9 protein-coding genes and 1 pseudogene are annotated in these 12,433 nt (G+C 36.5%); 1 reads left to right on the top strand and 9 read right to left on the bottom strand.

Annotated features, from left to right (window positions below):
• Positions 1-89 precede the first annotated feature (89 nt).
• The 7 genes from V7266_RS28940 to ltrA form a co-directional block, all read right to left on the bottom strand.
• Positions 90-389, bottom strand: coding sequence for a Dabb family protein (locus tag V7266_RS28940; RefSeq protein WP_335472667.1), 300 nt, complete (start codon positions 387-389; stop codon positions 90-92).
• Positions 390-1,134: 745 nt separating this feature from the next.
• Positions 1,135-2,628 (bottom strand): ABC transporter substrate-binding protein, encoded by a 1,494-nt coding sequence (locus V7266_RS28935; RefSeq protein ID WP_335472666.1) that lies wholly within the window; start codon positions 2,626-2,628, stop codon positions 1,135-1,137.
• Between the two features lie 111 nt (positions 2,629-2,739).
• Positions 2,740-3,171, bottom strand: coding sequence for a hypothetical protein (locus tag V7266_RS28930; protein ID WP_335472665.1), 432 nt, complete (start codon positions 3,169-3,171; stop codon positions 2,740-2,742).
• Between the two features lie 148 nt (positions 3,172-3,319).
• The gene (locus V7266_RS28925; protein ID WP_335472664.1) at positions 3,320-3,955 is read right to left on the bottom strand and encodes a YesL family protein; all 636 of its coding nucleotides are present in this window, start codon (positions 3,953-3,955) and stop codon (positions 3,320-3,322) included.
• Positions 3,956-4,067: 112 nt separating this feature from the next.
• Complete coding sequence (locus V7266_RS28920) at positions 4,068-4,955, bottom strand: carbohydrate ABC transporter permease (RefSeq protein WP_335472663.1); 888 nt, start codon at positions 4,953-4,955, stop codon at positions 4,068-4,070.
• Between the two features lie 17 nt (positions 4,956-4,972).
• Positions 4,973-5,875, bottom strand: coding sequence for an ABC transporter permease (locus V7266_RS28915; RefSeq protein WP_335472668.1), 903 nt, complete (start codon positions 5,873-5,875; stop codon positions 4,973-4,975).
• 300 nt (positions 5,876-6,175) lie between these two features.
• A complete protein-coding gene (gene ltrA, locus V7266_RS28910; RefSeq protein WP_335472662.1) occupies positions 6,176-7,450 on the bottom strand; it encodes a group II intron reverse transcriptase/maturase in 1,275 nt (424 codons plus the stop codon).
• An 829-nt stretch (positions 7,451-8,279) separates the two neighbouring features.
• On the opposite strand from ltrA, the pseudogene V7266_RS28905 reads away from it, so the two are divergent.
• A pseudogene (locus V7266_RS28905) lies at positions 8,280-9,659 on the top strand (IS1182 family transposase).
• A 325-nt stretch (positions 9,660-9,984) separates the two neighbouring features.
• Here V7266_RS28905 and V7266_RS28900 read toward each other — a convergent pair.
• Positions 9,985-11,571: a response regulator transcription factor gene (locus V7266_RS28900; protein ID WP_335472661.1), complete on the bottom strand. Its 1,587-nt coding sequence runs from the start codon at positions 11,569-11,571 to the stop codon at positions 9,985-9,987.
• A gap of 19 nt (positions 11,572-11,590) precedes the next feature.
• Positions 11,591-12,433: sensor histidine kinase (locus V7266_RS28895; RefSeq protein WP_335472660.1), on the bottom strand; the 843-nt coding region annotated here is incomplete at its 5' end.

The raw sequence follows: 12,433 nt of genomic DNA, 5'->3' as shown, positions 1-12,433 counted from the left end.
TACTTACTCCTTATATACTTGTGAAGTAGGAATCTATTAACTCAGTATTTTTTATTGAATATTAAATCTAATCGTTATTTAATTAATGATTAATTTTCATAATCCACTACAATGACATTGTCTATGAATCCTGCTAATGAAGAAACAAACTCTTGGTGAACGGGATGTGGCAAATAGTTATCAAGCGATGGCTTACTTTCAAAGGTTATGCGTAATCCCAAAGTATAACCCTGTTTATTTTCTATTTCCTCGGTTACGTTAATTCCGGCAGTAAGTTCTGCAATTCCGGGAATTTTCCCTTTGAATGCTCTAAGTTGTTTAAGAAGATTATGTTCCTTATCTAATGAGAGATTTTCATTAAATTTAAAAACAACAATATGTTCGTACATTTTCTCCTCCTTTAAACTAAACTTTAAGAAAAAATTTCTTTTAGAACTATAGGCTGTTTTCAACGATAAGTGTTGATACACTTATCGTTGAAAACTAGTCTATCGGCGATTCCAATAAATGATTACAGAGCTATTGTCCAACAATGTCCAATTCCCTTTCAAAATTCATTTAACTCATCAATAAGCTTTTTTAGTCTGTCTTCAGTTAACTTCGACATTGGATGATATACTAGCTTTTGAATAGGCTCCGCTTTTAACCGGGCTAATTGGCCATGAGGGTTGGAGAAACCATGTACGAAATTTTCGTGGTTTCCTCATTCAAAATCAAGTCAATTAATCTAGTATTTGCCACGTTCATTCCTATAAGTGAAGTGATAATGACCAGACCCTACTATAAGCAACACACCTTGCTCTGTTTGGAAATATCAAAATACCTTCCGCTTTTGTAATAGCTTTCTGTTTTCGCTAACATCTCGAGTTTGGCGAGGATCTCTGCTGTAGTATTTACTGGAACTTCAGCTTCAACGGTTACTTCCTCGTGGGTCATATTACCTGCCGAAAAAGTAAAAAAAGGGTACCTTTCGGGTTACCCCCTTTTAGAACATTAATTGCTTCCACTTATCCATGACAGTTTTTACCATATATATTGATAGCGAATTCAAATAGCGAGCAGCACAACAAATTCTATTTTTCTAAAAAAGAAGACAAGAGCGAAAATCTAGTATTCTAGTTAATTGAAAAGATACTACTTATTTTTTCTCCACTCATCAAGTTGCTTTTGCTTTTCTTTAATAATTTTATCAGCGCCCGCAGCTTTTAATTTTTTTCTAAATTCAGGTAGCATTTTTTCTGGATCTAGAGTACCAGTTCCTATTCCTTTTTCATATTGTTGAACAACGTTACTAACTGCTGCAATTTCAGTTTTTACAGGATCCGGATTAAACATAAACCCAAAGGCAGGTGATCTTTTTCCACTTTCATTGAAAGCCTTCACTTGATCCCAATGATTCGCAGGTAGTCCATCCCAAACCTTCGTAAGGAAGTTATTCCCCATCACCCAGTTGTTACCAACATAACCTGTTTCAGTTTTCCCTTTTGGTAATGTAACAAATCCCTTTTCATTTACTTCATAATGTTTACCTTCTATACCAAGTGTGAGTAAATTCATAATATCTTTATCGGTATACATAAGATTTAAAAACTCAATTGCTTTTTCTGGATTTTGGCTATTTTTTGCTAAGGTCATTAGAATCTGAGGAGAATCTGTGAATTGAACAATGTCCTTAAATCTGACGGCAACTACAGGTTTACCTCCTATCCCATTAGATGCCCCTACTTCTGTACCCGGGGCCAAACCATTAAAGAATCCAAATCCTGTGCCTGCTTTCATAGCATCGGAAGGTAGATCTGTAGATGTTGCTGCATCTTTGCTTATATACCCGGCAAGATACCACTTTCTCATTAGTTTTGCGCCTGCTTCATATGCTGGATGCTCATATTCATTAATTACCTTAAAATCCCCCTTCGTCATATCTAAGGCTCCTACAGTTCCTCCTAGTTTATCAAAGTAAGAATAGGTATAGGCTAAAATTGGTAAAGTCCCACCAATACCTCCAACAATAGGAGTGACAGTTGGTTCATTCTTTTTAATCACTTTAAACACTTCTTCAAGATCTTCCAAAGTCTTGACATTTGATAAATTTATATGATATTTATCAACAAAATCTTTTGTCATTAAAAAGCCATATTGCTGTGACCATTCTTTCATACTTGGTACCCCATAAACTTTTCCATCAACTTTAGCAGCTTCAAGTATCTCAGAAGGAACAGCTTTCAATATCCCTTTTCCATGAGATTTCAATAAATCATCTAAAGGCATAATTTGTCCTTTCACCGCTTTTGTGGCAAAGTCAGGACCAGTAAAAAGTAAATCTAATTTTTCATTACCCGTTAACATTAAATTTGATTGCTGATTCCATGCCCCATAGTTAATAGGTACTAATGTAACTGTAGCATTGATCTTCTTCTTGGCAATTTTATTAATTTTGTCTTGAACCATTTTAAGATCTTCTACATTACCGAATGATTGATAGGCCATCACAACATTGTATGGTTTTCCATCTTTAGAGTTAGAGCTTGAACCCGAAGATTCTTTACTTTTGCTACAACCTGCAAGGGCAGTTGATAGAACTAAAAAAGTTAATAAAAATACTGCTAATACCCTGAATCTCTTAGACATTTTTATCCCCCCATTTTACTTTAATAATTTCATTAAATCATTATCGTGATACTATTTTTTTATTGTAGGTCACCCCCTTTCCGGTAATTAGTAACACGAATAATGTTTCCATTATTCATAATCTTCCAATTTCCATTCACCTATCCAATCTAAATAAGCCATTTCACCATCAAATCTTATTGGAAGCCATACATAACCTACTATAAAGGTATCAACATTTAAATTGTCAAAACCGTTGATTCCTGAGTTCCTTCTTTTTTCATAATTTTCATCCAGCATTACAAACTTACCTGTTTTTTCATTAAAAATAATATGTGGTCTGTCCATAAACTGACTAGGATGCAGTGGAGAATTTTCGTCTTCTACATTTGGAGGTATGATGATTCCTTTATCCTCCCAGTTATACAAATCTTTTGATGAGTAGCATCTTACTCCCCAATGCCAAATTCCACTTCCAGCTTTCGTCTTTTCTTTATTTTCTCCATACCAATAAAAAGTATCTCCGACAGTTATGATGGATCTGCGCCTGAATACGCTTTCCATCTGTATCTAGCCAGGTCTGCCCTGGTCGAATTGATTTATAGTGCATTAAAATCTCTTCTTTCATTAGAATGAAATCATTCGTGCTTAATCTATTAAATGTCCTTTTAATCGTTGTAACTGTTTACAATAATGTTTAGCATTTCCTTTCTCATCCTTTTACTCCAGCATTCTCGACAGACAATTTGACTGTTCTATTAAAAACGTAGTTGCTAATCCACATTAGTATATAAGAAGTTAAACTCCCACTGAAAAAAGGAAGAAGTCCTGGCAATTTTAAATAGATAAAACCAAGGAATCCAGTTAAAGTTGCCATGCAAAGCGTCGGTATTGGATTTACGACCATTAAGATAAAGGCATTTTTAATCCCTTCTCCCAAGTGGACATCAAAATGGGAGAACACCGGAAAAATATATAAAGAAGTAAGTAGAAAGATGAAAATGACAATGGTATTTGGAATATAAAGCAATTTAAATGTTGGTACTGTGGTTGCCTCCACAATTGTGATGTTTGAATACGTCAAGAATCCCAATGAACATATTACAAGTCCTAATAAATTAGCTTTCACAAATTCTTTTTTATAGGTAATCCAAAAACTTTTAAATACTGGGATATCATGCTGCTTCAATATCCATTTGCGAACAACTGCAAACATGGCAATTGTAGAGGGAAAAAAGCCAAAAACAACAAGTCCGAAGATAGTAAATAAGATCCACAGAATATTCACATAAGCAAACCTCAGAATCCATTCCGAAATACTATAAAATCCCCGCATAAAACCATCCATCTGTTATGTCCCCTTTGCTTTGTACTCAGGTATTTTAGTAGATATCTTATTTTGTGAAAGGGGGAGCCCATTGCTTAGACATGGGCCTCTTCTCCAAATTTAACAAATTGAATCAACCTTTTACCGATCCTAATGCAATCCCTTTTACAAGGTATTTTTGGAAAAATGGATAAGCAATTAAGATAGGCAGTACACCGACTAAAGCAATTGCCATACGCACAGCGGTGGTAGGAACTTGCACAGTTGCCTGGCTACTGTTTGTGCCCAAATTGTTGCTTGCCAAAAACTGAATGTCTGACAACATTCGGTTTAAAATGTTTTGGATACTGAATAGCGATGGTTCAGTGATATAGATAAGTCCATTAAACCAATCATTCCAATAAGTAATCGATTGAAGTAACCCAATCGTTGCCAGAATAGGCAATGATAGTGGCAAAATAATTGAAAAAAATGTTCTAAATTCACCTGCACCATCTATTCTTGCCGATTCAATTACCGGCTCCGGAATGGACGTTATAAAAAATGTCCTCATTAATAATACGTTAAATCCATTCATTAATAAGCCCGGAACTATTAAAGCCCAGATCGTATTTTTCACATCAAATATTTGAGTATAAACAAGATAGGTTGGAACAAGTCCCCCATTAAACAATAAAGTGAAGAAAACAATGAAAGAAAACACGTTTTTGTAAGGCAAATCACGACGGGAAAGGGCATATGCCAAAAACGATGTCATGGCAAGACTTACAATTGTACCAAATACAGTAACGAAAATTGTAATCCCATAAGCCCTACCGATTTTTGATAAATTTTTCAGTAAATATTCGTAAGCATCAAGGCTAAACTCCTTTGGAAAAAAGGAATATCCTTCTTTTATAATCGATGCCTCACTTGAAAGTGAAGAAGACAAAAGAATAATCAACGGAATGATGCTGCCTATAGCGAGTATAATGAGAAAAATATGAGAAACCCATTGTGTGATTCGGTCAGATTTATACATTCAGCTTGACCTCCATTCTAAAATAATGCATTTTCTTTACTCTTTTTGCGGACGATATAATTTGATATCAGCACGAGAACAAATCCGACGACGGATTGATATAACCCGGCTGCTGCTGACATACCGATATCCCCAAGCTGCATTAAACCACGGTAAACATAGGTGTCAATAACATTAGTAGTATCGTATATCGCACCTGAATTCATTGGCACTTGATAGAACAGACCAAAATCAGAATAAAAAATCTTTCCTATTGCCAATAATGTCATCATGATAATGACTGGCATAATTGATGGAATCGTAATATGTATGATTTGCTTCCATTTACTGGCTCCATCTAGAGTAGCTGCTTCATAAAATTCTTGATCGATACCTATAATTGCGGCTAAGTAGATAACACACAAGAAACCGACACCTTTCCACATATTGATGAAGGTTAAGATATAAGGCCAATATTTTGCCTCATTGTACCAGGAGATCTCGTGAACCCCTAGCATCGGCAAAATTGTTTTATTCAGATAACCAACATCTTCACTAAGAAAAGCAAATCCTAGATAACTGACAATGACCATCGAAATTAAAAATGGCAAAAGAATCACACTCTGATAAAAGCCTTTAGCGAGCTTGTTTTTTATTTCATTTAGCATGATCGCCACACCAATAGCCAATACCGTATTCAAAATTATAAATACACCATTATAAAGAATCGTATTTCGTGTGATAACGATGGCATCCTTTGTGCTGAACAGATATTCGAAATTTTTAAATCCTATCCAATCGCTGGCGAATATTCCTTTAGCATAGTTAATATCTTTAAAGGCAATCACAAGTCCAAACATTGGCAAATAGTTGTTGATCAATAAATAAATTAATCCGGGAACCATCATGATAAATAGCGGTAAGGCCCTTTTCAATTTCATTAGTCTTGTGTTAACCCTTTTTTCAGGTATAGACTGAATGCCTGGTTCCAATTTCTTCACTGTAACTTGGGACATCCCCATTCCTCCTCCTGATCTCAATAGATGTTTCCGCTTACAACTTATAAATCTATTTTAATAGAGTCTAAACTCTGTAACTATCGACAATACGACTTTCCATGGTTCGCTCATCCGACTTTTTTTACTTTAGTAACAAAAACAATCGAGTAGAGGGAAAATAATTTAATTATTTTCGCCCCTCTCACACCACCGTACTTACGGTTCCGTATACGGCGGTTCAATTTATATTACAGTGTGTACTTTTAGATAATGTTCGAAAGCAGAGGGAATTCCCCTCCGCTTTAGTCTTTTGTTTGAGATTGCCCTTTGAACAACTTTCGATAGTCCGATGTACCGGTAACCTTTCCGACAGAAAGTTAATCCTTTCGCCTCTTCCTCTGGAATCCCTAGTTGAACAAGCGATTTGATTTGTTTCTTCGGTACCTTCCATTGCTTCCAGATGATAACTCTAATTCTGGAGCGAAGCTTCTGATCTATCTCAGTCATAGCCTTTTTCATATTTGAGATTCTAAAGTAATTAACCCACCCAAGTATGACTTGTTTAAGTTTTAAAATTCGGTAGTCTAGCGGAACACTCCAATTTCGCTTTGTTAATTTTCGAAGCTTCCTTTGAAATTTTTGTATTGATGTGAAATGGGGTTTTGCTTGGTATTTCTCATTTTTAGAATCGTAATAATATCCAAATCCTAAGAATTTCAAATCCTTTGGACGAGAGATTTCACTCTTTTCTATATTGACTATTAACCCTAATTTAATTTCTATAAATCTCACGATTGATTCCATCACTCTATTCGCTGCTTTCTCACTCTTCACGAAGATTAGAGCGTCATCAGCGTACCTCACGAATTGGAGTCCTCTACTTTCTAGTTCCTTATCCAGTTCGTTCAACATAATATTACTCAGCAGTGGGCTTAGGTTTCCTCCTTGCGGAGTTCCAACTGGTGTTTCTTCATATTTCCCATTCACCATCACTCCACTGACAAGGTATTTTCTTATTAGGGAAATGACATCTCCATCATCTATGGTATTAGAAATGATTCGCATGAGTTTATCGTGATGGACTGTATCGAAAAATCTTTCAAGGTCAATATCCACAACCCAATCGTGTCCATCATTTAGAAATTCCAAGCTTTTAATAATTGCCATCTCACAGCTTCTTTTCGGTCTAAAGCCGTAACTGAATTCGCTGAACTGCTTTTCAAATATTGGACTAAGTACTTGATGAATGGCTTGTTGAACCACCCTATCCACTACTGTTGGTGTTCCCAATTTGCGCATCTTTCCATTTTCTTTTGGGATCTCCACTCTTAAGGCAGCTTGTGGTTGGTATTTTCTTGTTCTGATACGCTGACGTAGCTCATCTTTGTTCTCTCTCAGATATTGTTTCAGTTCATCGACCGTTATTCCATCGACCCCACTAGCACCTTTGTTTTTATATACACGCAAGTAGGCTTGATTCATATTTTGATTACTTAGAATCTGTTCTAAAAGTTCCATACTCGTTTCTCCTTTCCTCTCACGTAATAAGTGATAGCTCCATTTTGGTTATCCTTTGAGGTACGCTCATACTTTCACCATTAACACATTCGGAGTAGGTCACTTACGCATTCGTGGCGTTGAAACACTATAAATTGTTCAGCCCTTCATGAATTACTTCATTACTATGGCTTCTGCTGACTTCTTGCGGCAAACCTTTTCCGACTGTACCAATGTACATCCGCAAGGCCTCCCAGGGTAAGACAACTATCTTTCCTCTTTTACTCGCCTGATTTACTCTACAAAGTTACGCACATCTTTTGGACTTTGACTTGTTTAGGAGCCTTATCCCTTTGTAGAGCCTTAGTATCAGATTTCTGTTCGTCGAGCCAAGATTTTATTCCACGCTTCCTCCAGCCCTTATCTCACGATAAGTACCTTGCGCTTCTTTAGTGGTTGGTCGATGTGTACCCCCACAGTGGACTTTCGCCACCTAGATAGTTGCCATGCCTGGCACACTAAAAAAAGAGAACTAGGAAACACCTAGTTCTCTCAGGCTGTCGAACTGCCCTCGACAGCCTATTATTTTATTCGATTGCTTTAACAATTCACCGCGGTAATTTGTTATAACACTATTAATATATTTCGAACTTTCCAACAAGTCTGTTGATTGGCGCTCCAGGCACTTCGCTTTCCGCGGGCGTGCCGGGGAGCCTCCTCATCGCTTCGCTCTTGCGGGGTCTCCCTTGCCCCGTACTCCCGCAGGAGTCTTCGTGCCTTACGCGCCAATAAACAGAGTTTTTTCAATAAGGACTTCAACTGAACTTATAATATTAAAATGACGTGGTGAATTCAATGTTTAAGCAAAAAAGAGTATAGCCAAAATGAATATGAATTTGTATCTATTGATGAATTAGTTCCGGACGATCACCTTCTTCGTTTGATCGATAAATATATTGATTTTTCATTTCTCCTTAAAAAAATTCGTCCATTTTATAGAGATGATAACGGACGCCCTACTGATCCCCTTATACTATTTAAAATGATGTTTATTGGTTATATTTATGGCATTCGTTCTGAGCGACAATTAGAAAGAGAAGTAAAAATGAACATTGCCTATCGCTGATTCTTAGGATTTAAATTCCATGATCCAGTTCCACATCATTTTACGATTAGCTGGAATCGTCAACACCGTTTTAAAGATACAAATATCTTTCAGGATATTTTTGATGAGATTGTTCTCCTAGCCATGAATCACAAAATGGTTGGAGGGCGTGTTTTATTTACAGATTCAACTCATTTAAAAGCAAACGCCAATAAACATAAGTTTTCAAAAGAAGAAGTAGAAGTTGAGACTCGCGAATATTTTGAGGAATTAAATAAAGCTATAGAGGAAGATAGAATTAAGTCTGGAAAAAAGCCGTTCCAGGAAAAGTTGAAAGAGAAGGAAACTAAAGAAATTCCGGTTAGTACAACTGATCCTGAATGTGGATTTATGTCTCGTGAAAATAAGCAGGAAATGTTCTGTTATCTTGACCATAGGACTACAGAAATGAAGTTTAATATTATTACGGATGTTTATGTAACTCCAGGCAATGTTCATGATTCTATTCCTTATCTGAATCGATTAGATCGTCAGGTCCAACGTTTTGGATTTAAGGTAGAAGCGGTAGCTCTGGATTCCGGTTATCTTACTAATCCTATTTGCAAGGGGTTTTCTGACCGTAACATTTTGGACGTTATTGCTCATAGAAGATTTCATCCTACTACTTGCTTATTCCCTAAATGGAAATTTACATATGAAAAAGAACGAGATCTATACATTTGCCCTAATAACCAGGAATTAACATACAAAACTACAACCCGGGAGGGTTATAGAGAATACAAGTCCGATTCCAAGAAGTGCCAGAACTGTCCACTTCTATCCCAATGTACACGCTCAAAAAATAAAGTAAAAGTTGTAACACGACATGTATGGGAGGAACATAAGGATAAGGTAAGGGTAAATCGATTATCTAAATCGGGAAAAATGCTTTACAAATTTAGAAAGGAAAAAATTGGGCGAAGCTTCGCATACTCAAAAGAGCTGCACGGGCTTCGCTATTACCGGTTACGAGGATTGAAGAATGCAAGTGAACAGGCTCTTCTTACTGCAGCCTGCCAAAATATAAAAAAGATTGCAACACACTTGGCAAGGTTAGAAAAAGTATGTTGCAATACATTAGGTTGATTTGTCTCCCTGGTGATTGGAGCGGAGGGCACTCGACTCCTGCGGGATAGAGGGTCACTGGAGACCCCGCAGGCGCCAAAGCGCCGAGGAGGCTCCAGGACCTCCCCGCGGAAAGCGAGTGCCCGGAGCGGAAATCAACAGGCCCAATTGTGGGGGCAATCCTTAAATTAGGTATTTAGATCCTGACAAAATAAAAAAATTGCCGAGAAAAATACCCTTTCTCGACAATCTGAGAGAACTAGGAAACAACTAGTTCTCTTCTCACGGCTATTAATACTTTTCTTTCGGTTCATTATTTTACTCTTCTTTTTCTTCTTTAATAACTTTACCGAAGTGACTCCAATGTTTTCCGATAGTCTACCGGATTTAATTGGGAAATCTTTCTAAAAACAGAAGAAAAGTGAGAAAAACTGGAATATCCTACCGACAAACCGACTTCACTAACAGTCAGATTTGTTTCTTTCAACAGTTTTTTAGCATATTCAATTCGTTGAAGTTGCAAATAATCAGAAATGGAAAGCCCTGTTTGTTTTTTAAATAGTCTTGTTAAATAGTCCGGATTTAGATATACATAATTAGCAATTATTTCCCGATTTAATCGGTGTTCACCAAGATTTTCGTTGATATATTTTTTTACGATTTCTACCACCGATTCTTTTTCTGGAGGCAGATGAAGCTGGTTCATAGCTACATCGGCGATATAGATAACCCATTCTTGCAGAGAGTCCAATGATGTTAACACTTTTGCAGGTTTTTCGGTCAGCAGGTTTTGGGAATAAACCTTATTAGCGTGTATTCCTTTTACTTGAAGTACATAGAAAACCAACTGCAAATAATCCTGATAAAATAAATGAAGAACTTGGGCTGTTATATCGTCGGATCTTTTCAATTCTGCAAAGTATTGCTTAATTGCATCCAACAACTTTTCCTTCTGACCGCTTTTCATTAAACTTGTCCAATTGGCAGAAGGAATTTGGGGAAACGTGCAGGAACCCTTTTTCTCATTTTTATATCCAATTGCCTGGTTACTTTTGTTAACATTGTTGCGGTCAATTTCCTGCAAGTTATGGACCATACTCACAACCTCTTGAACCGGTACCTGTTTCCCAAGATAACAACATAAGTCACATGAAAAGTATTGAGAGAATTCAGATATAAATAGATTCATACTACTCACAAGTTCCCCTAAATTTGCGGGGCTAACCAAAGGGATGATGACAATAACATCCCCGGCTCCAAGATTAACCACATGACCTACCAGATTGTTCTTTCCAATGACTTCATCCGCTGCTTTTTGCAGGGCATACTCTCTTACTTTTTCTTCATGGACCGAAAATTCCTTTTTCCATCGTTGAACATGAAAAAGTATGGGAAGAAAGGTTGTACCATCTGGAAATGATACTTGATGATTTAGCATATGTTCTTCAATCTTTTCCACCGTTGATGGGATATTTTCCTGGATGAGGTCCAGCCAGAATCGATCCCTCAGCACCGATTGATACGATTCCTCCACCATTTTGACTTCCCGATCTTGTTTGATTTTTTGTAATGCTTTTTGGATTACTTCTTCTAGCTCCTGATAATCAACGGGCTTAAGCAGATAGTCAAAACTTTTTAGTTGCAATGCCTGTTTAGCAAAGGAAAAGTCCGAATGCATAGTTAAAAATATGACTTCTATATTCGGGTAGTGTTCCTTAACCCATTTTAACAAGTCAATTCCAGACCCTTTCGGCATTTCGATATCACACAATAGCAAATCCACTTTGTTATTTAAAATGATTTCTTGTGCCTGTTTTAAACTCTGTGCTGTATAGACCGTTGAAATGTCATGCTTCTCCCAATTTACCCACTCCTCGACTCCCCTGATGGCATGAATTTCATCATCAACAATCAGAACATGAAATTGGCTCATTGCAACTTCCCCTTCCACTCTACATCAAAATTTTCGGAATACGCACATGAACAGTTGCCCCTATTCCTTCCTCATTTGAAAAGTGTATGGCTGAATTTCCTTTATATAGCAATTTTAATCTTTGTTTCACATTCCAAATACCGATTCTTTCTCCTTCACTAGCAATCGGTGAATCTTCAAATTCTAATGCGTATAATACATCCTCAGGAAAACCCTCACCTGTATCTTGGATCTTAATATTAATAAAGTCAGAATCCTCATCTTCGTTTATCACAACATGAATATTCAAACGCTCATCCAAACTTATTGCATGTTTAATGGAATTTTCCGCAATTGTTTGAATGATAAGAGGCGGTATTTTACATTTCTCCAAATCGGCCTGAGTTTCAACAGAATAGTGAAAAGTATCAGGAAACCTAAGTTGTTGAATTCTTAAATAGTTAGCAGTATGCTTGATTTCATCTTTTAAATTAACAAAATACGAATTGCTTCGGAACATAAATCGAAAATAATTTATCAGACATTTTGACATCTCCTGAATAATCGCAAAATCTTTGACATTAGCCAAATTATAGATAATATTTAATGAGTTAAGAAAAAAATGCGGATTAATTTGCAGCTGCAAATGTTTCAGTTCTGCTCTTTGAAGTTTTAACTTTTCTTCATATACATTAATTTTCAAATCCTTAATTTCCGAAATCATTCGGTTGAATTGTTCATTCATAACCTCAAACTCGGTAGAATTCTGTTCTATGGGTAAGCGAGTATCCAAATTTCCTTGCCTCAGTTTTTTCATGGCAGTAACAATTCGGTTAATCGGTTGGAGAAACACCCTTCTCATAATAAAAATAAATAAACATAA

The sequence above is a fragment of the Neobacillus drentensis genome (genome assembly GCF_036965645.1).
Classification (GTDB): domain Bacteria; phylum Bacillota; class Bacilli; order Bacillales; family Cytobacillaceae; genus Neobacillus; species Neobacillus drentensis_D.
Note: the sequence above shows the minus strand (reverse complement) of the source record. Positions and strands in the feature narration are given on the sequence as shown.